The sequence below is a fragment of the Vibrio sp. CAU 1672 genome (assembly GCF_029223195.1).
Taxonomy (GTDB): domain Bacteria; phylum Pseudomonadota; class Gammaproteobacteria; order Enterobacterales; family Vibrionaceae; genus Vibrio.
Genome location: NZ_JARHUF010000010.1, coordinates 14,560 through 37,000, shown reverse-complemented (window position 1 = coordinate 37,000; position 22,441 = coordinate 14,560). Strand labels below are relative to the sequence as shown.

Below are 22,441 nucleotides of genomic sequence, written 5' to 3'. Positions count from 1 at the left end.
AGATGTCTGGATAGCTAAATATTCACTCAGAGGCATCGGCTGAACAACATCCAAATATTCAACTTGTTTATTAGAAAAATTCATCATGCCACTCAGTTCGGCTCACATTATGAATATTTAGACGTCTAGACGTTTACATATCTGGAATTTGTGGTTAAGTTAGTAGTGTTCATGATAGGAACTGAATGATGAGAGGGATTCATGATAGAACTGAAACATCTGCGTACACTGACGTCATTAAGAGATACTGGTTCATTGACCGCCACCGCAACTGCGTTACACCTGACTCAGTCCGCCCTCTCACATCAGCTCAAAGATCTTGAATCCCGCATTGGCGGTCAGTTGTTTCTGCGCAAAACACGCCCGGTGAAATTTACCACCGAAGGCGAGATCATCTTACGGCTGGCCGACGATATACTGCCGAAACTGGCCAAGGCAGAAAATGACCTGGCCAGCCTGAAAGAAGACGTTAATGGTCGCCTGCATATGGCGATAGAGTGCCATTCTTGCTTCCAGTGGCTTATGCCGGCGTTGAAGGAGTATCAATTATCCTGGCCCAGCGTCACGCTCGATTTTTCATCCGGTTTTGGCTTTGAGCCACTGCCGGCATTACTCGCAGGTGAGCTGGATTTGGTGATCACCTCAGACATTCAGCCACGCTCTGAAGTCCACTATGAGCCACTCTTCGATTTTGAAATGCGCTTGATCACTGCCACCAACCACCCTTTGGCACAAAAAGCCATGATTGAGCCGGCAGATCTCGCCGATCAGACCATGCTCTCTTATCCGGTACAAAAACAGCGTTTGGACGTGGTCAAACATTTTCTGCAACCGGCAGCGGTAGAACCTGCCAGGTGGAAACAAGCCGACAATACTCTGATGCTGGTGCAAATGGTGTCGGCCGGACTGGGCGTTGCAGCTCTCCCGAACTGGGCCATCGCAGAATTTTCCCGTCAGGGTTTGATCAGCAGCGTACCGCTGGGCCAGGGGCTATGGCGCCGCCTGTTTGCGGCAACTCGAAATGCAGAGAAAGACAAGCGCTATTTGCAGGCATTTTTTGCCACCGCAAAACTTCAGTGCAAAAGCCACCTTGACGGGATCAAGATGGCTTGACATAAATAACAGGTCAGACTCAGCCAGATTTAAATTGATTAGTGAGAGGGTCATATTGGTAGCCGAGCATATCCAGTTTACCGACTACCGATTCGACATCCATTTCATACATAGAGACAAGCTCTTCAAAACTGTCACATTCCAGGCGCAATTTTTCGTTGACGATCCCCAACAAAATGTTGCCATCCAAATTACCAACATTGCTCAAGTCCATCTGCTCACTCCTATACACTCTTACACGGGTATACAGAAAGCGTAGCTAGGATCTGAAGTTTTGGAAGTGAGCTTGATCTAAATCCAGCGTCATATGCCCACCCAACGGCCAAACTTGACTGGAAATGTGACCCAGCAGTTAACTCTGCAGCCGTTAAACCAGCAGCGAAAACAAACCTTGTAAATGCGTCATCGATGCCAGAGCGAGCAACAGTGACACTGTCAACTGCCCTTTATGCGCCGCCTTATGAGTAAAGAGATGCCAGCACCACACTACAATGGTGGAAATCAGCAGCGCCAACGTTAACAAGATGCCATTGAATCCGCTCTGCAGCGCCGACTCATTCAGTTGGTAGGCAAACAATAACGTCGTGAATGCCAGTAACATCGCAGAGATCACCCCCACCACCGGCAATATGCGATGAAAAGCCTGCAGACGGCTACGCGCAATAGTCAGCAATAAGTGGGCAAAAGCGGCTCCCAGAAAACCGGCCATCAACACCATGGCGGCTCCCGCCGACCAGTGAGACTGTCCACTGATCTGAATCGACAGATAAGCAAATGCCAGGCCATTCGCCAGATGCATCACCCATAGCGGTCCCTTTTCCCGGGTTTTATTGGTCTGCACCTGAGAATAAAAGTAAAACAACGCGAACACGACCATAAAGGCTTCAATGCGCAGTGACGCGACAGCCAGCCAGAGGATCGCCATCGCCGGCAGCATCCGATGCAGTCGACCTCGCTGTCCCGGACAAATGTCACCCTTAACCAGAATCAGGGTCAACAGCGCTTGTGCGCCAAACAGCATGGGTGGAAAGGTAAGAAGCAGTTGTTCAATCATGTCAGATACAGGCTTAAAGATATTGAGGCAGGCGATAATAACAAATCGTCTACCTACAGACTACTGCCCTGCCACATCAATGAGACAATGAGTCTTCGCCCTACTCTCTGCTTGCCAAATAAGACAATACGTCCTCTTGAGTAATGAGTCCGCGAAAATGGTGGTTTTCATCACACACAACCCAGGGGAACTCGACCCCTGCCTGTATAAGCTCGGGAATCAACTTTAATTGCATACTGGCTTCTACACTGTGAAACTTGGTACTCATTACCTGATTTATCGGTTTTTTCCAGACTCTGGCCTCCCTTTCTGTCTCTAAGTCCGTCCCCATCGAAGGGGTTAAGTGCAAACTCACGTGTTCTTTGAGCACAATACCGACACATAACTTGTCGTTTACCACCACCAAAGGAGATTTTGAATCCAGATTCATCAGCTCGACAGCCAGTGAAAGTGGTTCACCGGGATCCAAATGGTGCACATTCGCATGACAAATTGAGAGTACAGTCGCATCCGGATCACACGGCCCGGAAGCCTCAGCAAACATCTTCTGGTAACTTATCGGCTGATCTAACTGGGTGGGAGGGAGCGCTTCAGAGAAAACATAACCCTGCATACAATCAACACCGATACGCGATAACGCGTTGAGTTCGCTAACCGTCTCAACCCCTTCAGCAACCACTTTTGCACCTAAGGCGTGGGCTAACTGAGTGATCGACTTCACCATGTTATAGGTGATGCTGCCTTGTTCGAGGTTTTCGACCAAGATCCTGTCAATTTTCAATACATCGAATTGCCCGGCTTTAAATCCGGCAAAAGAGGTCAGTCCGGTACCAAAGTCATCAATCGCCACACCAACCCCATGCTGCCTCAGTTGATCCAGTACTATGGCCTGCTCTGCATCCTGTTCAAAAAATACGGTTTCATTGAGCTCAAGCGTAATCTTGCGCGGGTCTACCGAACTGGCTTTAATGAACTGCAAAAAACGATGCAATCCCTGGAGGGAATCCTGCCGGGTATTGAGTGAACGATTGAGACTCAAACCGATATGTTCACCGTACACTTGTTGCAGATGTGGCAGTTGCTCTATTGCGCTTTGGCACACTAAATCATCCAGCGCCAGGATCAGCTCTATATCTTCTACGACGGTGATAATTTCCCAAGTTTCATATTGTTGGCCCTGAAACTGAAAACGTGCAAGCGCTTCAAACGCTGCCACCCGGCCCGATTTGACATCAACAATCGGCTGATAATACACATCGACATGATGTTGCGAGAGTTGCTCTTTAATAAAACGTTCCAGGTGCAATCTTTTGAGCAACTGTGCATGCAGTTCACTGTTGTAAAAATTGAACTCGTTTTCCACACCAGACTTGGCAGAAATCATCGCTTGAGTTGCATACACCATTGCCTTAATCGGGTTGTTGGTATCATAACCCATAACTGCAACGCCGGTTCTCCCGGAGAGCACCGCCTCATGCACCTCTTCCCCCAACTCGGATCTGAGCTCGGCAAAAAAGTTACGGATCGCAACGTCAATCAACCTTAACGGGCTTAGCCGGCGGCTTTTTGGGGCAACAATGCAAAGAGTAAATATGTTTTTCGTCAAATGGCCCGCCAGGCTGACGTGCTGACTACGCATCAGGAAATCCGAGAAACCCAGTAGCTGCTCAACCAACAGTTGCGGCTTGAATCTGGGGGCAAGGGTTATCACCATTTTTATGTCATGCCGATCCGCTTTGCCGCACAGGCCGGTCAAACATTTTTCAAATTCAGCTTTGTTTGGCAGCAACCGGAGCCAATGTGAACTGGCGCTTTCTCCGTTTGATAACCCATACCAGGAAGCCAACGTGTCGGTAGAATACCCAAGGTAGAGCACTCTGCCACTCTCAAACGCAAGCTTATACAGGCATAAATGGTGTGCGTGGTCTTCACCGGCCGCATTTAAACTGAACAAATTGCCGCGCCAAAAGCCTTCTCTTTCAACTTGCGCCCAAAGGGTGTCGTAGAAGCTTTTGCTGTGCAGTTCCGAGCTGAATATTTGGGTTTTGAGGCCCACAATGTCTGAGTTTTGATAACCCATCTGACGTTCAAAGGCGGCATTACAACCCAGAATCTTGGTATCCGCGTCAGCAATTAACACACCAACATTAGGCAGTTCAAATATGGTTTCAATGATCCCGGCGAGTTCTTCACTCCCTCGCACCGACAGTTGAGGAATTAAAGTCCCCTGAACATATGTGGCGTCAATTTTTTCAAACCAACACTCCACATGCACCAGGGTCGACTCATTCGGCATAATGCAACAGGTAAAAACGTCATCACCACCCTGTGTTTTTACTTTATTAAGTCGTGCTCTGGCGTCGTCTTTTTGCCCCAACACGATATAGTCAAACAACTGCTCAATGCTTTCTACCGCTGAATCCAAACGAAACTGGTTCATTAATGCCTGTTGGTCACATTCAAATTCTTGCGTATCGATCCGGTATGACCAATTAATGAAACTCGCTTCGTTGTTCCGTAGCGATGGTTCTTCGTGCACCATGTTAAGTACCTCACTCATCACTTAACCTCTCTCATCTAGCGCATCTTATGTTTTAATCTGAGTATACTAATGAATCGATTAAGCATGTGATTGTGTATTCGTAAACTTGCTTTGTATCAAATTGTGGATACCTGATACTCAAATCGCTATAATTCGCGCTCCCTGGAACAGAGAGCAATTTATGACCAACAACATCACCCCAATACACGAGCACAAAAAATACTGGGCAGAGTGTTTTGGCACCGCACCATTCTTACCAACCAGCCGCAAGGAAATGGACGCGTTAGGATGGGACAGCTGTGACATCATCATCGTCACCGGCGATGCGTATGTCGATCACCCGAGCTTTGGTATGGCGATCATCGGGCGTTTGCTCGAAGCTCAGGGGTTTCGCGTCGGTATCATTGCTCAGCCAGACTGGCATACCAAAGACGCATTTATGCAACTCGGTAAGCCAAACCTGTTCTTTGGGATCACTGCAGGCAACATGGACTCCATGATCAACCGTTACACGGCTGACCGTAAGCTACGCCATGATGATGCCTACACCCCCAATAACGAAGGCGGAAAACGCCCCGACCGTGCTACGCTGGTTTACTCCCAACGTTGCCGGGAGGCCTATAAAGGCGTGCCTATCGTCTTAGGCGGCATTGAAGCCAGCCTGCGCCGTGTGGCCCACTACGATTACTGGTCTGACAAAGTCCGTCGCTCGGTGTTGTTTGACGCCAAAGCCGACATTCTGTTGTTTGGTAATGCGGAGCGTGCATTAATTGAAGTCGCCCATCGCCTGGCTGAGGGTGAAGACATCACCACCATGACCAATATTCGTGGTACGGCAGTCAACCTGCCGGCAGCACCGGAAGGTTACACCATTATCGATTCTTCTCGTATTGAGAAACCGCGTAAGGAAGCATTTGTTGCACCTAACCCTTATGAAGTGGAAACCCAGTGTGAGACCAAACCAGAAGAGACACAGGCAAAACCGATCACCATTCGCCCGTCACGCCACGATGCGGCAACCACTGCAATTCGCCTGCCGCACTTTGAAAAACTTAACAACGACCGAATCTTATACGCGCATGCCAGCCGGGTGATGCATCTGGAGACTAACCCGTACTCCGGCCGCGCCCTGATCCAGCGCCATGGCGATCGTGAATTGTGGGTTAACTCAGCGCCGATCCCGTTAACGACGGAAGAGATGGACTACGTATTTGGGTTACCTTTTGCGCGTGTGCCGCACCCTTCATACGGCAAGGCAAAAATTCCGGCTTACGACATGATCAAAACCTCGGTTAATATCATGCGAGGCTGCTTTGGCGGCTGTTCTTTCTGCTCCATCACTGAGCACGAGGGACGCATCATCCAAAACCGCTCACAAGAGTCGATCCTCACAGAACTGGAAGAAATCCGTGACAAAGTGCCGGGCTTTACCGGTACGATCTCAGACTTAGGCGGCCCAACCGCAAACATGTACCGCCTCGGTTGTAGCGATGCCAAAGCAGAAGCGAACTGCCGCCGGCCATCATGTGTGTTCCCGGGGATCTGTAACAAGCTCAATACCGATCACAAACACACCATCGACCTGTACCGGGCTGCCCGCAAAGTCGACGGCATCAAAAAGGTGATGATTGCATCCGGCGTACGTTACGATCTGGCCATTGAGTCACCGGCGTACGTGAAAGAACTGGTCACCCACCACGTGGGCGGCTACCTGAAAATTGCCCCCGAACACACGGAGAAAGACCCGCTGGATTTGATGATGAAACCCGGTATGGGCACCTACGACCGTTTCAAAGAAATGTTCGAGAAATACAGCGCCGAAGCGGGGAAAAAGCAGTACCTGATTCCTTACTTCATCTCTGCCCACCCGGGTACCGAAGATGAGGACATGCTGAATCTTGCCTTGTGGCTGAAAAAGAACAATTTCGAATGTGATCAGGTCCAGAACTTTTACCCGTCACCGATGTGTAACGCCACCTCGATGTACTATTCGGAAACCAATCCGCTCAAGCGGGTCAAGTACAAAAACCGCGAAGTGGTCCCGGTAGCGAAAGGTGAACGCCAGCGCCGTCTGCACAAAGCACTGCTGCGTTACCATGATCCGGCCAACTGGCCGTTGATCCGTGAAGCACTGCTCAACATGGGCAAAAAACACCTGATTGGTGACAAGCCAAACTGTCTGGTTCCGGCAGAAGATATTGATGCTAAAACACCAGCTCAACGTCGTAAATCGGGCCGCCATGGCGCGCATCGCTTTGCAACCAAACATACCAAAAACCAGCCCGGTTTTGGTGGACACCAGAACAAACGTTCAGACGGTAGTCAGCAGAAAGACAAACAACCCGGTGGTAAAAATCGTGGCAAAAACCAGCCCCAGAGCAACCGCTCAAACGGTCAGGACTGCCCCCATTCATCACGTCCTGGCCAACAGGGTAAACCGGGCGGACAGCGCAAACCAAAACGCCGTTAACTACACCAAAAAACGCAGCCATCTGGCTGCGTTTTTTATTTTGCGAATACCCATCGGCTACTGAGCAGATAGTTGCTGACCATACCAACCAGAATCCCGGCCACCAGCGCCAGATACACCATCATACCCTGCTCACCTAACAGTATGGTTAACATTTTAAACACGGCTAAGTTGGGTAGCGCACTGATCGTGGCTGACAGGATAAACTTCTGCCATTGCCGGTACGGATTACGCCGATCCGCACCGGCAAAAGTGAGGTAACGATTTCCCGCCCAGGTCGATGTGGCCGCCACCATAAACGCCAGGATTCTGGCTATCATCAAGTCCAGATCCTGGACATAAAACAGCAGTGTGAACACAAATGTATCGACGCAAAAGCCGATCCCGCCCACGATGGCAAATTTTATCCATTTTTCCACGTTGTTCCCCATTACCCAGAATCAGTCCATTGCGCTGCATCTCGCGGACGATATCTACCTCAAGCTAAACACTCATCGACTTAACTCATTGGTGCATCATTGTTTATTGTAGCACCCGGCAGCAGCAGGCTTCGGTTTGCTCCACAATGACAAACCATCTCACTAACCTCGCGCTGTAAACATCACGGATCATCGTGTTACTCTTGCACTTTAACGGTAAAGTGACGTAGTCCGAGCCGCAGGGAAAAACCTTGTCATCGACAATTTTTTCACATCAGCAGTGAATAATATTGGCCAAATGATGGGGCTGACAGTCCATTTTACCCAATCAACCCTCTGAGGAAAAACCGATGAAGCGCGTGCTGTTGGTGGAAGACAATCGTGAAATCGCCGGAATGCTGTTTGATTACTTTGAATGTACCGGAGCAGAGTTAGACTACGCCGACAACGGGGAACTCGGACTGAAACTTGCCCAGGAAAACCACTTTGATGTGATCCTGCTGGATCTGATGTTGCCACGAATGGATGGCCTAACCGTATGTAACCGACTGCGTGACGCCGGCAATAATACTCCGATTCTGATGCTCACCGCACTCGATAGCCGCGAAGATATGTTAAACGGTTTCCAGCATGGCGCAGATGATTATCTCACTAAGCCCTTTGATCTCGACATTCTCGATGCGCGAATGAGCGCACTCATCCGTCGTTACCGGGGGACGGTGGCGGCCAGTCAGTTAAACTATGGCGATATCTCTATCGATCAGAAGACCCGTAAAGCCTATCGTCAGAATCAGTTACTGGCGCTAAACCCAACCACATACACTATTTTGGAGATGCTGGTCCGCCGTGCGCCGGAAATAGTCACCCGTGAGGAGATCGCGTTTCAGTTATGGCAGGAGAACGACCCCAACAACGATGTGTTACGCAGTCACATCTACCAGTTACGCAATCAAGTCGATAAACCCTTTACCACCCAGAGACTGAAAACCGTACCGAAGGTAGGCTTCCGTCTGGAGCTGGAGGTATGATCCCGCGCCTGTTAACCAACACCCACAGCATGACCGGCAGGCTGGCGCTGTTTTTCACTTTCGTATCCGTGGTGATCGGAATTTTTTGCTTTGCCTTGATCACCGTCTCTCTGCTGTGGTCAGAAGACCGCGTTGCTGAACGCCGTATTATGATCGACCGCAATGAGGCAATTGAGTACTTTCAAGCCCATCCGGGCGAAAACCAAATTCAGTTGGATTTGCTCACTACTGCATACAACAATAGCAGCGTCGTCCCGGAGCCATTCCGTCACTACCTTGAAGGACAGAAACACTTTCTCGACGAAGTCGGTGATGAAACCGACTCTCGAATGATTTACATGAGCACTTATTTCCACCAAGGTGTCGAACACCCGATCATCCTGGTCTCCCTGGTTGATGAGGTCGAAATCACCAGTGAAGAGTTTATTCTCGCCGTTGCGCTGGTGCTGGCCGTGGTCGCCGTACTGGTCGTGATCTTTGGCAGCCTGCTGCGGCGTCTGTCACAGAGCCTGATAAAACCGATCAACACCCTGCAGACCCAGCTGGATCAGCACCAGGGTGACCCAAGCCAGGTGTTTTCGGTCCCTCCTGGCTCAGCGCAGGAGTTCCAGACCCTGGCAGGCGAGCTCAACAAATATCGCCAGGAAGTCAGCAATCTTATCAAACGTGAGCAAGCTTTTGCCCGTTATGCGAGCCATGAACTACGTACACCCCTGACGATCATGCAAGGCTCAGGCAGCCTTCTTGCCAAAGGGGATAACCCTCCGTTCCAGAAGCGTCAAATCAAACGCATACAGGATGCCACCTTGCAAATGTCCACCATGGTTGATGCCCTGCTGGGCTTAGTCCGCTATGAGCGCAATCAAGATGACGCGCCATGGCGAGCCATATCAGAACAGGAGTTGTACTCCATCGTCCGCCAGAGCCAGGCCCAGGCGGATCAAAAGCAACTTGACGTTTCAGTCCGGATTGAAGGTTCCCCTCACACTCGTGCAACCACGGCCGTATTGACGATCTTATTAGGCAACCTGCTTCGCAACGCGATCGCCGCGACGCCGGACGGTACGATACGGGTCACCATGACCAACACTGCCATTCGCATCACCGATCAGGGCTTAGGGCTGGCTTCCACACCGGATGCCAACGGACACGGACTAGGCCTGCTGATTGTCGAAGATCTATGCCACCGCTATGGTTGGCAGTTCACCATCCACAACTCACCGGACAGCGGCTGTGAGGCCATCATAGACCTGACCAGCGAATTACCGTAAAACCTCAAACCACGAAAGCGTATCGAGCGCTTTTTATCTGCTCCGATTGAGGGTAGAATACGCCCCCTTTAGTCAATAAAACCGTCGTATTCTGGCCGTTACGCGCACCTGATATGAAACTCACTGACAGCCCCATTACTCAGCACCATTTTCATGGTCACGCCTTTTTCCTCAAGCGAGATGACTTACTTCACTCACATTTTTCCGGAAATAAGGCGCGCAAGTTTATGGCGATCCTGGACGAGCAGGATCCGACGCTCAAAACGTTAGTCAGTTATGGGTCTGTCCAGTCGAATGCGATGTATTCACTGGCAGCACTGGCAAAAATTAAAGGCTGGGCGTTTGAATATTACGTATCGCACATTCCAGCCTGGCTCAAAACTTCGCCGCTGGGCAATTATCGTGGCGCGTTAGATTTGGGAATGCGTCTCACCTCAATGCAAGAAGTAGGGTCAGTACTACACCCCCGTGAGTATATTCAGCAAGTTCGCGGCATTGACGAGACCAGCTATTTCGTCCCGGAAGGTGGTAGCCTGCCGCTGGCCGAAGCTGGGGTGAAACAATTGGCGATGGAGATCATTGACTGGACGCGCTACGAAGGGAAAAAGGAGTTCGTGGTCGCCCTCCCATCCGGCACCGGAACCACGGCGCTGTACTTACACAAACACCTACGCCCACACGATATTGAGGTACTCACTTGCCCCTGTGTCGGCGATGCACACTACCTGACTCAGCAGTTTAAGCAACTGGGTGAAGACAGCCACCCGACAATATTGACGCAAAGAGACAAACACCACTTTGGCCGCTTGTATGCCAGTGACTATGCAACCTGGCAAGCCCTGTCTTTACAAACTGATGTAGAGTTTGATCTTTTATACGATCCGTACATGTGGCAGTGTTTGCTTCCCTGGCTGGCAGACAACCCACACAAGGTGCTTATTTACCTCCACCAAGGCGGATTACTGGGTAATGAATCGATGTTGCCCAGATATCGACGCCAGTTTGAGCCATAATCACTTTATCAGCGCTAAAATGGCCTTAAATTCCGCAGCGCGGCAATCCTCTACCAGCTCATACAGGCACATCTCTAGACCAGTGAGCCCAATGCCATTGGCCTGCAGCTTATCCAGTGCTAACGCTTTATTGGCCGCGGTCCGCGAAGAAACGCAGTCTGTCACGAGTTCAACCTGATAACCCAACGTGCTCAGATGCATCGCCGTCTGGTAAACACAGATGTGCGCTTCGATACCACAAACCAGCCAGCTATCAACTTGGGTATTCTCCAGAGCGGCTTTGAACCCCTCATCTTTACAACCGTCAAAGGTAAATTTATTGATTGGAGAGAGGTTCTCGGCTAATGGTTTACGCACATCCGCTACCGTCGGTCCCAACCGCTCAGCATTTTGTTCCAGCCAGAGGATCGGTAAACCGAGCGCTTGCGCCCCTTTGACTAACTTGGTGGTGTTGGCAATTAAACACTCGCTCTCATGCATCAGTGTCGCCAACTTTCCCTGGACATCCACGACAACCAGGCCGGTAGTTTGTTTTGATAGCATAATGATTCCTATACTGGCTCACCTCAATATGCAACAAATAACACGACTCTCCGCTAAAGCCAAATGTCCTGCAAGCCTGTCTACCGCCACCTTCTGCTATTAGAGCTTCTCCGCAATACAGATCAAGTTGTCCGACTCCTCGGTATAGAGATTAGCAGTCCAGCTGCTGTATTTTTCTATAATCTGAAAGCCAGCACGATGCAGAGAGGTTGTATATTCGTCAAGGGTACGGAATTTAAGGTCGATCCCGGAGTGTTTGACCGAGCCGTCAGGATAACAGCGCTTAATTCTGTAGTATAAGATGCCTTTATCACTGTCATACTTGTCACTCATGCCAAAATATTCAACCTCACCCACCTCAGGTAGTGAGTAACTCTGCCATAACGCCATGTCACTATCGAGCTCTAAGTTGTATGCAGTAGGCATACGCGCGTCGAAGATAAACCGGGCACCTTGCTTCAAGTGCAGAGCGATCGAAGCTAATACGCTTTCAAGCATCTCATCATCCAAAAATGCCTGCACGGAGTTTCCAGTCATCACCGCAATATCAAACTGTCTGTGCAATGCAAACCGACAGGCATTTTGATTGATAAAAGCCAGATTATCTAGCTGTAACGCCTTATTCCGCGCGTGTTCAAGCATGCTGTCTGCGATATCAATCCCAATCACATCATCTAAGTGCTTAGCCAGTGGAATAGTTACAATCCCGGTACCACAGCATATATCTAACAGACTACGGGCCTGAGTTAACTCAATTTGGCTGCGGATAAAATCGACGGCCGCTTCATACAATTGATCGTATTGGGCATCATATTCGGTGCCCGATGCAAATTCACGCAAGTCTTGAATATCCATCGGCACTCCTTCCTACTACTTTCTCGTGGTGCTTAATCCGGTACTCTTTTAAGCGCCAGCAATAAATTACGCCCCACGTAGCCGGCAGCGTGATCCCACCAGCCACGTACTCCGGTGACGTCACCTCAAGCTTCGACAGTTAGCAAACGTGACAGTCATCATCCACAGTATAGGCGGTGTGGTTCACTCGATCACTGTGAGGAGGTGAGTGTATTATTTTTGCGAATCCACATAATTAAACCCACCCCATAAAATGAGTCTCTGTGCTCACCAAAAATAAATTGTTCATTATTTATAAACCATTTAGTGCGCAACGCATGTAATTACCAACATAGCAAACAGAACGCATACTAAATAGCACTAGGAGTAATAATCATAATCAACACTCCCTATAATTAGGTGCCGTCAATTGCTTGTGATATTACCTTGAGGTTGTTATGAAATTGACTCCCTGTTTAAGCTTATTTCTTGTCAGCGCAATGGCTAATGTATTCGCTGCTGACGATTCAAAAGCCTTGCTTGAAGATGCCCTGAGCGCAGCGCCTCCCACCATGCGAGATGCCGTAACCGTAATGGACTGGAACAACAACGTGCTGCAACAAGGTTCAAACCAATACACCTGCTTCCCGACCCCACCTCAGTTACAGGGCGTTGCGCCGATGTGTATGGATGGAACCTGGATGGAATGGGCTGATGCCTGGATGAACAAAAAACCGTTTGAAGCAAAAACCATCGGCATATCTTATATGCTGGCCGGAGATGGTGGCGCCAGTAACATCGATCCATATGCTGAAGGTAAAGCGGATGATAACCAATGGATCGTTGAAGGACCGCACTTAATGATCATCACCCCTGATGACGCTTTATTAGAGTCTTTACCCACCGATCCTTACTACGGTGGCCCATATGTGATGTGGAAAGGCACACCTTACGCCCATATTATGATCCCTGTTGGAAGCAGAAAATAAGATAACAAGCCCACCAGTCGGTGGGCTAACAGGGTTACATCTTATAGCGATCATCAATGACCGTCGTTTCCGGATAGGTTTTGCCACTCTTGATGGCGTTTTTCGTCTCTTTTTTCACTTCAGGGTCGATCCAGAAATTACCAATATCCATCGGGTGCAAGACCCACTCAGTCGCCTTGGTCATGCCATTGTGGGGAATTTTCACCCAGCGCCAGTGAGCAACGCGGGAATATGGCACCATGTAACCCGGAACAATGATGTTGGCTTCCGTCACGTACTTCTGAATTTGGTGTGACAAATCATAGCGCTTCTGTTGATCAAACTCGGCGTCATACGCTTCAATCAGTTTATCTAACTCAGGGCTACTGTAATTGGTATGGGCATTCGTCTGCGGTTTATTCGCATTGTCTGAGTGCAAATATTCCCAGTAAGCAGGGATCTCACCCGAGCCCATGTTCAAAAACGCCAATTGATGTTTTTTCTCCAGCATGTATTTAAACGCAGAAGAACCATCAACCAGGTTCAACGTGTATTCCAACCCGGCCAGTTTCGCCTGTTCTTTCAGATAAGCGATACGTGGCGTCCAGGTATTGTAACCATAGGTGATAGCAAAACTTAAGCGCTGGCCTTTATCATTCACCCGGATACCATCTGCACCAACTTTGTCAAACCCGGCTTTTTCAAAGTGCTTGATCGCCGTAGCGGCATCAAATTTTGGCGGGGTATTGCTGGGATCATCATATTCACCATGACCGAAACCCAGTCCATGCGGTTTACGTGAATAATCGCCGCGCATGATGTTGTCGATCATGCCATCATAGTCGGTCGCCGCCATGATGCCTTTACGTACTTCGAGATTATCCAGCATCTGCATAGCCGTGTTGATCCACAGACCGCCGGCTCCTTGTGGTGACTGGTTAAAGCCCCAGTATTTCTGGATATAACCGTTTTTATAAACATCGCTGCTGGTTTTGTCGTGCCAATAGTTAGGCAGCACCATTTCAAAGTAGTCCAGATTGCCTTTTTCAAAGTGTTTCATGGCAATATCCGGATCGCGGATCACGGTAATACGGAGTTTATCGACATTATACCGGTTCTTATAATAACGGTTATTGTATCCCCACCAGTCTTCCCCGACGTGCTTGAACGTAACGCTCTTACCTTTCTTTACTTTATCCAGATAGTATGGCGCGGCGGTCGGCTCCGCTTTGAAGTTGAACTTGCGTACAAAGTTGTCCGGCATGCCATCGTTGTTTGCATCCTTTTCCTTAGCAAAGAAATGCTCAGGGCGTGGCTGGAAACCGTTACTTGGCATGTTGATCAAAACCATCAATGAATCATGGCTTTGCGCCACCGCCAGATTAACTTGGATGGTGTAATCATCGATTTTCTCTATGCTAACAATACTGTTAGTGAAAAAGTCGTTGTACCAGGGATCAATGATGTCTTTCGAGGTGTAGTACTTCATCATAAAGGCATAATCATCAGCGGTGATCTTTTCACCATCTGACCATTTGGCCGTTTCATCCAGCTGGAAATAGACCGTTTTATTGTCGTCACCAAACGCCCACGCCTTAGCCAGCTGCGGGATCCATTTACCCGTATTCGGATGGCGCTGCGCGAGCTTAGGTGCGCCATCCATCAAGTATTGGCGTAACCCAGAGTTTGCATCGGGGCCAACACTACGCAGGGTTTGTGGAAAGCTCTGGATGTAATCACGATAAGTGCCGCCTCGTACCGCCTCATCTGAAGCAAATAACGGTTCATTATTGTTAGAAATCCACTCTATGTCAGCGGGAAGTGTTGCCGCATTCAGTTGAAAACTCACTGCAGTAACTGTAGCGAGTAGCGAGAATGGCAGTATTTTTGTCATGTTTCTTCCTTGTTGTATTTGCGCTCTGAGGCTGGGATCAGGAAGACGGTGAGTGAAGCTCACGAAGACGGCGAGCAAAGACTCGCAGAGAAGAAAGGATAGCATCTGATATGAAGTGACATCCTGCCTACTTCTATATTGATATCAACGAGTTCCACCAGGTCATCCCAGACCTTACAACGCAGTGAATGCATCAACGCCATAGTATTCTCTGCGCATTTATAACGCAACCCATCAACAGCATATGCTTGCATTTTAATAGCAACACATTTGTTTATGTTACAAAATTGTGATCTTTACAGAGCAATTTTCTGCCTTAACAGGCTTTAAGTGAAAAAAAGGTGAAGGACTAAGGCCTTCACCTTTTCACTGCTTAATGACGAATGCTCAACTGGCAAGACTGGCATTAATCGCTTGCAGTACCGCAGCAGGATCCGATGCCTGGGTGATCGGGCGACCAATCACCAGGTAATCAGACCCTGCCTGGATCGCCTCTACCGGCGTCATAATACGACGTTGGTCACCCTGCGCTGAGCCAGCAGGACGAATACCCGGCGTTACCAGTTTAAACTCTTTACCCAGCTCGCTCTTCAGCAGAGAAGACTCTTGCGCTGAACACACCACACCGTCAAGGCCTGAATTTTTAGTCAGCGTTGCTAGACGAATAACCTGCTCTTGAGGCGCAACGTTTAAGCCGATGCCCGCGAGATCGCTTTGCTCCATGCTGGTTAGTACTGTCACGCCAATCAATAGCGGACGGTCTTTACCGTAAGGTTCAAGAATTTCACGTGATGCCGTCATCATACGCTCACCGCCGCTCGCATGTACATTGACCATCCAGACCCCTAGCTCCGCTGCAGCACGTACCGCTTTGGAACAGGTATTCGGAATATCGTGAAACTTCAAATCCAGGAATACAGAAAATCCGCGTTTATGCAATTCACGTACGAAATCAGGACCAAATAGCGTAAACATTTCCTTGCCTACTTTGAGGCGGCATGACGCAGGATCAATTCTATCTACGAATGCAAGCGCATCTGCTTGGTTATCATAATCCAGGGCGACAATAACTTTTTGGTCGATCATTTCATCTCCTAACTATTTTTTGGTGCTTATTGCTTTTTACTTGTTAAACATAAGGTTAAAAAAATGCAGCGGACAGAAACTCTGCCAGCTGCATTAAGATTATTCACCGTCCAATCCGCGGATTGGCTTGATCGTCCCCCATCCTTTACAAGATGGACAATGCCAGTAAAGGGAATGAGTGGAGAAACCACATTTCCGACATCGGTAATGTGGTTTTACTTTTAATTGTTCACCAACCATGGCCTGTAAAGTCGACAAACTGTCCTTGGCCCGGCCATCTTCAGCTTCGGCGATATGGTAATCAATTAAACGGTAAAACCCTTTCATGGTCGGGTTTTTCAGTAACTGTTTGGTTAACAGCTCTTGCGCGGCAGCAACATTGTCATGGTGAGCCACCAGTTGGGCCAACATCAGCTCAGCGGATACCCCGGCCTTCTTGCCGATACATAAGCGCAGAAACTCCACCAGCTCATCTTCTTGGCCAAGATGGTGGTAACATTCGGCAATGGTAGGCAAAACGTCACTGACAAAATCTTTATCTTGTTCCAGCACCGGCTTGAGATACTTCAGTGTCTGCTTGTAATCTTCTTCCCCTAAATACAGCTTTCCTAGGGCAATACTGGCGCGGACACACTTTGGATCTTCGGACATGGCTTTTTTATAATATTGAATGGCTTTGTTTCGGTGGCCATCGGCTTGCTCTAACATCGCCAACTCACACCAAAAATGGGCAATGTTAACCCTCATCCGCTGATGCTTCTTACCCATTCTGACCAGTTGGTGGGCATAATGGATCGCCTTATCCCATTCACGGGTTTGCTGGTAAATCGTCACTAATTGCTGTAACGCACCTTCGCGGTGCTCAGGCTCTTCTTCCAGTTGCTCAAAGATTTTTTCAGCACGGTCTAAAAAACCCGAGACCATGTAATCTTTAGCCAGTTGTTGCAACGCGAGGTTTTTCTGATCCAAGGTCAGGCCGGAGCGAGAGATAAGGTTCTGGTGAATACGAATGGCACGATCTACCTCACCACGAGAGCGGAAAAGGTTACCTAACGCCAAATGGGTGTCTATCGTCTCATTGTCGACCTGCAGCAATTCAATAAAGTGGTCGACTGCCTTATCCGACTGATCAGACAACAGCAGGTTAAGACCCGTCATATACTGGCGAGAGATTTGATGTGATTGTTTCTGCTTGTCTTGCTGAGCGCTGCGATGCCCCATGTACCAGCCATACGCAGCCGCTATTGGCAATAACAAGAAGAGTAGTTCAAGCATTAAAGTTGAGCCTTATCCTTATGCCTGTTTTTCTGCGGTGGGCTTGATGACATCAGCCGGCTCATACTTTTTCAGTTTCTTTCTTAAACGTCGAACTTGCAGCTGAGTTTTAAACTGGATGCTGGCAAAAATAACCCAAGCCAAGCCAAAACCGGCCACAAACACTACACCAAGCAACGTTGAGAGGTGGAACTCACCTTTTGCGAGCAGGTAATTAAAGGTTACTACGTCTTGATTTTGCGAGCCTAGCGCCAAGGCGATTAAAAAGAGAGCTAAAACAGCAATGATTTTTATAATTTTCATCGTACATCACCCTTAGAGGAGTAAGTTGGTAAGATTATGCAGGAAAATACGTTTTCAGACCATGATTATTATACCTAAGTCAGTTCCAGGTTCTAGCTTGAGAAAACAGAGCTTTACGCCTGGTCATAAAAAAGCGGCATACAATACAGTATGCCGCTTTTAAAGTTCCGAGCCGTATTAGCTTGCGTTCACGCGCTCACGAAGCTCTTTACCTGGTTTAAAATGAGGAACGTATTTCCCTTCCAGCTCTACTTTTTCACCGGTTTTAGGATTACGACCGACACGTGGTTCGCGGTAATGAAGAGAAAAACTACCGAAGCCACGGATCTCAATACGCTCGCCACTTTCCAGTGTAGAAGCCATGTGCTCCAAAATATCTTTTACAGCATCTTCTACCTCTTTAGCTGACAAGTGGGTTTGCTCAGCGCAGAGTCTTTCAATCAGTTCCGACTTAGTCATAGTTGCCCTCTTTGAGTATCTTTATTACTGATTATAGTAAGTAATACTAATTCCAACAAACACTTGCTATCAATTCTAGACAACTTTCCAACAAAATGCTCAACAAAAAAATCAGCTTAATGACCGGAGTTATTGCCATTAGTAGTACTACTATCCATATTGCAAATATAAAAAAGGAGCCTTACGGCTCCTTTTTTGCTTAAGCGAGTAAATTATTCGCCTTTAGCAGCTTTGAAAGCGTCAGCCATTGCGTTGCCGAATGCATTGTCATCTTGCTTGTTGATAGATGCCATTGCTTCTTGCTCTTCAGCTTCGTCTTTAGCTTTGATAGATAGGTTGATTACGCGGTTCTTACGGTCAACACCTGTGAACTTCGCTTCAACAACATCACCAGCGCTCAGGATTAGAGAAGCATCTTCTACGCGATCGCGAGATACTTCAGAAGCACGGATGTAACCTTCAACGCCTTCTGCGATTTCAACTGTAGCGCCTTTAGCGTCAACTGCAGTTACAGTAGCGTTAACTAGAGCACCTTTCTTGTTGTCAGCAACGTAAGCATTGAATGGGTCGTTTTCCATTTGCTTGATGCCTAGAGAGATGCGCTCACGCTCAGCGTCTACTGCTAGAACAACTGCAGAGATCTCGTCACCTTTCTTGTACTCACGTACCGCTTCTTCGCCAGCAACATTCCAAGAAATGTCAGATAGGTGAACCAGACCGTCGATGCCGCCTTCTAGACCGATGAAGATACCGAAGTCAGTGATAGACTTGATCTTACCAGTAACTTTGTCGCCTTTAGCTTGTGCTTCAGCGAATGACTGCCATGGGTTAGCTTTACACTGTTTCAGACCTAGAGAGATACGACGACGTTCTTCGTCGATTTCAAGAACCATAACCTCAACTTCGTCGCCAACATTAACAACTTTAGATGGGTGGATGTTCTTGTTAGTCCAATCCATTTCTGAAACGTGAACTAGACCTTCAACGCCTTCTTCGATTTCAACGAAGCAGCCGTAGTCAGTTAGGTTAGTTACGCGACCAGTTAGTTTGTGACCTTCTGGGTAACGCTTAGCGATTGCTACCCATGGATCTTCGCCTAGTTGCTTAAGACCTAGTGATACGCGAGTACGCTCACGGTCGAACTTAAGAACTTTAACTTGGATCTCGTCACCAACGTTAACGATTTCAGATGGGTGCTTAACGCGCTTCCAAGCCATATCAGTGATATGTAGAAGACCGTCAACGCCACCTAGGTCAACGAACGCACCGTAGTCAGTAAGGTTCTTAACGATACCTTTAACTTCAGAACCTTCTTGTAGAGTTTCTAGAAGCTCGTCACGCTCAACGCTGTTCTCAGATTCGATAACTGCACGACGTGAAACAACTACGTTGTTACGTTTTTGGTCAAGTTTGATAACTTTGAACTCTAGCTCTTTGTTTTCTAGGTGAGCAGTGTCACGGATTGGACGTACGTCTACTAGAGAGCCTGGAAGGAAAGCACGGATACCGTTTAGTTCAACAGTGAAACCGCCTTTAACTTTACCGTTGATGATACCAACAACAGTTTCAGCTTCTTCGTAAGCTTTCTCAAGAACGATCCAAGCTTCGTGGCGCTTAGCTTTCTCACGAGAAAGTTGAGTCTCACCGAAACCGTCTTCAACAGCGTCTAGCGCTACGTCTACTTCAGAACCAACTTCAACTTCAAGTTCGCCAGCAGCGTTCTTGAACTGTTCAGCAGGGATTGCAGACTCAGACTTAAGACCAGCGTCAACAAGAACGAAACCGTTCTCGATAGCTACTACAGTACCTTTAACGATAGTACCTTGTTGGAATTCAGTCTCGTTTAGAAACTCTTCAAAGAGTTGAGCAAAAGATTCAGTCATTTATTTAATCTTCAATAAATTAAACGTCCACGGGTGTCCTACCACATGGGGTTATTAGCTTCGCCGGTCATCATCCTTGCGACCAACGTTCTTAGCCTGACCGGGTAAATTACCCAACCAGCTTCGATTCGATATATTGTAGTGCCTTTTCTACCACTTCGTCGATACCCATCGACGTAGAATCTAGCACAAGCGCATCCTCAGCAGGGCGTAATGGCGCCACTGGGCGGTTACGATCTCGGTCGTCACGCTCTTGGATCTCGCTTAAAAGGTCAGCAAATTTAACATCTAACCCTTTCTCTTGCAACTGTTTAAGGCGTCGATTTGCACGCTCTTCGGCACTTGCATCAAGGAAAATTTTCACTGGTGCTGTTGGAAAGACTACGGTGCCCATATCGCGACCGTCCGCCACCAGGCCAGGCGCCGTTTCAAACGCACGTTGACGACGCAATAATGCTTCACGGACACGTGGCAGCGCAGCCACTTTGGATGCCGCCATACCGGTCTCTTCTTTGCGCAGCTCGCCCGATACGTCTTCGCCTTCCAAAATCACTTTAACCAGGTCACCTTCCGCAACAAATTGAACATCCAGGTGAGTCGCCAGTGGGACAAGCGCATCTTCAGACTCAGTATCCACGCCATGGTGGATCGCCGCCAGTGCCAGCACACGATAAATAGCGCCTGAATCTAAGAGTTGAAAGCCTAGCTTCTTAGCCAGCAGCATACACAAAGTGCCTTTACCCGCACCACTCGGTCCATCTACGGTAATTACCGGAGTCTGAGAGGACATGTTCTTCTCCACCTATAGTTTCTTTTTAGCAATTTGCTCGGTTTTCGAGGCGCGTATTATACGGATAAACTCCTTGAGGGGCGAGGAAAAATGTCGTGTAAAGCATTACACCTACTTGCCAGCAGGCCGCCACAATTAGCCTACTGACATAAAAAAGCAGCGAACGCTTTTGCATTCGCTGCCTGAAGGTGATTGATTGCCCACCGGGTTACACAATCGGCTTCTGGCCTCGCTCAACAAGCTTGAGCAGAACACCGTCCGCGACCTTAGCCGCCACGCCTGCCAGTTTATCTGCCAGTTTTTTCTTCTGCACATAATGCATGGCCAGCACCGTTTTATCTTTGCAGGCCGCCACAACCAGATCATCCGAGGTACTGATCTCATCCACCAAACCCAGTTCTTTAGCCTGGGTGCCAAACCAGTGTTCACCAGTGGCGACTTTATCTAATTCGAGTTCCGGCCGACGTTCACGGATAAAGTCTTTAAACAGCACATGGGTTTCCTCCAGCTCTTGTTTGAACTTATCACGCGCTTTTTCGGTATTCTCACCAAACATGGTTAAAGTACGTTTGTACTCACCAGCCGTCAGTTGTTCGAATTCGATGTCATGCTTTCTCAGTAATTTATTAAAGTTTGGCAGTTGTGCAATCACCCCGATCGAGCCCAGGATCGCAAACGGCGCCGAGACAATTTTATCCGCGACACAAGCCATCATGTAACCACCGCTGGCTGCGACTTTATCCACCGCAATCGTCAATGGCAAACCGGCAGCTTTAACGCGATCCAATTGTGAAGCCGCCAGGCCATAGCCATGCACCATGCCGCCCCCAGATTCCAGACGCAACAGCACCTCATCACCTTCGCGTGCGACTGCCAATACAGCGGTGATCTCTTCTCGCAGCGAACCCACTTCCTTGGCATCAATGCTGCCCTTGAAGTCCAGCACGAATAGATGCGGCTCGCGCTTGTTGTCTAGCTCACCCTCTTTGCTCGCTTGTTTGATCTCTTTCTCGCGGTTTTTGGTTTTCTCTTTTTCTGCTTTTTTCACCGCTTTGTTACGTGCTTTGATAAACGCGTCATCATGCAGGTGATGCTCCAGCTCTTCCACCACCTGCTTATGTTGCTCTGACAAGTTGGTGATTTCCAACTCCCCCTTTGCCGCTCCCGATTTTCCACCCGCAGATTTTGCGATCACCAACAGTACAATTACTGCGGCCACAACAGTGACTATTTTGGCCAGGAACAGGCCGTAATCTAATAAAAATTCCAATCAGAAATCCTCTAATCTCATACCAGTGATGCACACCTAAATCATATAATCCCGGCCAGAAGGCAAAAGAATTGGGTTATCCCGGCGGGAGAAAACCAAACCAGTTATAGCGGTAAGAATTACATGCCCGGTGCAAGCTCTGGAATTGGTATAACATATGAATTGGTGTATTGTAACCGTCTTGTCACGATTACCAAGATTTTCCGTTAAGGAATGCGTGAATTTT

Annotated in this window: 20 protein-coding genes; 6 read left to right on the top strand and 14 right to left on the bottom strand. The window is 48.4% G+C overall.

Features of this window, described 5'->3' with window-relative positions:
- The first annotated feature begins 201 nt into the window (after nucleotides 1–201).
- Nucleotides 202–1,113 (top strand): LysR substrate-binding domain-containing protein, encoded by a 912-nt coding sequence (locus P2G85_RS11230; protein ID WP_275864176.1) that lies wholly within the window; start codon nucleotides 202–204, stop codon nucleotides 1,111–1,113.
- 19 nt (nucleotides 1,114–1,132) lie between these two features.
- On the opposite strand, the gene P2G85_RS11225 is transcribed toward P2G85_RS11230, so the two are convergent.
- The 3 genes from P2G85_RS11225 to P2G85_RS11215 all read right to left on the bottom strand — a co-directional run bounded on the left by P2G85_RS11225 (nucleotide 1,133) and on the right by P2G85_RS11215 (nucleotide 4,727).
- A complete protein-coding gene (locus P2G85_RS11225) occupies nucleotides 1,133–1,327 on the bottom strand; it encodes a DUF4250 domain-containing protein (RefSeq protein WP_275864175.1) in 195 nt (64 codons plus the stop codon).
- A 153-nt stretch (nucleotides 1,328–1,480) separates the two neighbouring features.
- Nucleotides 1,481–2,167 carry a hypothetical protein gene (locus tag P2G85_RS11220; RefSeq protein ID WP_275864174.1) on the bottom strand — a complete coding sequence of 229 codons (687 nt, stop codon included), beginning with the start codon at nucleotides 2,165–2,167 and terminating at the stop codon, nucleotides 1,481–1,483.
- Between the two features lie 100 nt (nucleotides 2,168–2,267).
- Nucleotides 2,268–4,727, bottom strand: coding sequence for an EAL domain-containing protein (locus P2G85_RS11215; RefSeq protein ID WP_275864173.1), 2,460 nt, complete (start codon nucleotides 4,725–4,727; stop codon nucleotides 2,268–2,270).
- Between the two features lie 163 nt (nucleotides 4,728–4,890).
- Between P2G85_RS11215 and P2G85_RS11210 the strand changes: the two genes are divergently transcribed.
- Nucleotides 4,891–7,179, top strand: a complete 2,289-nt coding sequence (locus P2G85_RS11210) for a YgiQ family radical SAM protein (protein WP_275864172.1) — start codon at nucleotides 4,891–4,893, stop codon at nucleotides 7,177–7,179.
- A 35-nt stretch (nucleotides 7,180–7,214) separates the two neighbouring features.
- Here the strand turns inward: P2G85_RS11210 and P2G85_RS11205 are convergent, their stop codons facing one another.
- Nucleotides 7,215–7,610 carry a GtrA family protein gene (locus P2G85_RS11205; protein ID WP_275864171.1) on the bottom strand — a complete coding sequence of 132 codons (396 nt, stop codon included), beginning with the start codon at nucleotides 7,608–7,610 and terminating at the stop codon, nucleotides 7,215–7,217.
- Between the two features lie 338 nt (nucleotides 7,611–7,948).
- On the opposite strand from P2G85_RS11205, the gene P2G85_RS11200 reads away from it, so the two are divergent.
- From P2G85_RS11200 to P2G85_RS11190, 3 genes are all read left to right on the top strand, one after another.
- Complete coding sequence (locus P2G85_RS11200; RefSeq protein ID WP_275864170.1) at nucleotides 7,949–8,626, top strand: response regulator transcription factor; 678 nt, start codon at nucleotides 7,949–7,951, stop codon at nucleotides 8,624–8,626.
- Complete coding sequence (locus tag P2G85_RS11195; protein WP_275864169.1) at nucleotides 8,623–9,897, top strand: HAMP domain-containing sensor histidine kinase; 1,275 nt, start codon at nucleotides 8,623–8,625, stop codon at nucleotides 9,895–9,897. The genes P2G85_RS11200 and P2G85_RS11195 overlap by 4 nt, the downstream gene beginning before the upstream one ends.
- A 113-nt stretch (nucleotides 9,898–10,010) precedes the next feature.
- Nucleotides 10,011–10,910, top strand: a complete 900-nt coding sequence (locus P2G85_RS11190; RefSeq protein WP_275864168.1) for a 1-aminocyclopropane-1-carboxylate deaminase/D-cysteine desulfhydrase — start codon at nucleotides 10,011–10,013, stop codon at nucleotides 10,908–10,910.
- Here the strand turns inward: P2G85_RS11190 and P2G85_RS11185 are convergent, their stop codons facing one another.
- Nucleotides 10,911–11,453 (bottom strand): isochorismatase family protein, encoded by a 543-nt coding sequence (locus P2G85_RS11185; protein ID WP_275864167.1) that lies wholly within the window; start codon nucleotides 11,451–11,453, stop codon nucleotides 10,911–10,913.
- A 99-nt stretch (nucleotides 11,454–11,552) separates the two neighbouring features.
- Nucleotides 11,553–12,308 (bottom strand): class I SAM-dependent methyltransferase, encoded by a 756-nt coding sequence (locus P2G85_RS11180; RefSeq protein ID WP_275864166.1) that lies wholly within the window; start codon nucleotides 12,306–12,308, stop codon nucleotides 11,553–11,555.
- Nucleotides 12,309–12,745: 437 nt separating this feature from the next.
- Between P2G85_RS11180 and P2G85_RS11175 the strand changes: the two genes are divergently transcribed.
- Complete coding sequence (locus tag P2G85_RS11175; protein ID WP_275864165.1) at nucleotides 12,746–13,276, top strand: hypothetical protein; 531 nt, start codon at nucleotides 12,746–12,748, stop codon at nucleotides 13,274–13,276.
- 34 nt (nucleotides 13,277–13,310) lie between these two features.
- Here the strand turns inward: P2G85_RS11175 and P2G85_RS11170 are convergent, their stop codons facing one another.
- The 8 genes from P2G85_RS11170 to sohB form a co-directional block, all read right to left on the bottom strand.
- Nucleotides 13,311–15,149: an extracellular solute-binding protein gene (locus tag P2G85_RS11170; protein ID WP_275864164.1), complete on the bottom strand. Its 1,839-nt coding sequence runs from the start codon at nucleotides 15,147–15,149 to the stop codon at nucleotides 13,311–13,313.
- Nucleotides 15,150–15,536: 387 nt separating this feature from the next.
- On the bottom strand, nucleotides 15,537–16,235 hold the full coding sequence (pyrF, locus tag P2G85_RS11165; RefSeq protein WP_275864163.1) for an orotidine-5'-phosphate decarboxylase: 699 nt from the start codon (nucleotides 16,233–16,235) through the stop codon (nucleotides 15,537–15,539).
- Nucleotides 16,236–16,334: 99 nt separating this feature from the next.
- The gene (gene lapB, locus P2G85_RS11160; RefSeq protein ID WP_275864162.1) at nucleotides 16,335–17,510 is read right to left on the bottom strand and encodes a lipopolysaccharide assembly protein LapB; all 1,176 of its coding nucleotides are present in this window, start codon (nucleotides 17,508–17,510) and stop codon (nucleotides 16,335–16,337) included.
- Between the two features lie 18 nt (nucleotides 17,511–17,528).
- Nucleotides 17,529–17,813 carry a lipopolysaccharide assembly protein LapA domain-containing protein gene (locus tag P2G85_RS11155; RefSeq protein WP_275864161.1) on the bottom strand — a complete coding sequence of 95 codons (285 nt, stop codon included), beginning with the start codon at nucleotides 17,811–17,813 and terminating at the stop codon, nucleotides 17,529–17,531.
- A gap of 177 nt (nucleotides 17,814–17,990) precedes the next feature.
- Nucleotides 17,991–18,272 (bottom strand): integration host factor subunit beta, encoded by a 282-nt coding sequence (ihfB, locus tag P2G85_RS11150; RefSeq protein WP_275864160.1) that lies wholly within the window; start codon nucleotides 18,270–18,272, stop codon nucleotides 17,991–17,993.
- Between the two features lie 212 nt (nucleotides 18,273–18,484).
- Nucleotides 18,485–20,155, bottom strand: coding sequence for a 30S ribosomal protein S1 (gene rpsA / locus P2G85_RS11145; RefSeq protein WP_275864159.1), 1,671 nt, complete (start codon nucleotides 20,153–20,155; stop codon nucleotides 18,485–18,487).
- 109 nt (nucleotides 20,156–20,264) lie between these two features.
- Complete coding sequence (gene cmk / locus P2G85_RS11140) at nucleotides 20,265–20,945, bottom strand: (d)CMP kinase (protein WP_275864158.1); 681 nt, start codon at nucleotides 20,943–20,945, stop codon at nucleotides 20,265–20,267.
- Between the two features lie 208 nt (nucleotides 20,946–21,153).
- Nucleotides 21,154–22,215 (bottom strand): protease SohB, encoded by a 1,062-nt coding sequence (gene sohB, locus P2G85_RS11135; RefSeq protein ID WP_275864157.1) that lies wholly within the window; start codon nucleotides 22,213–22,215, stop codon nucleotides 21,154–21,156.
- Nucleotides 22,216–22,441 lie beyond the last annotated feature (226 nt).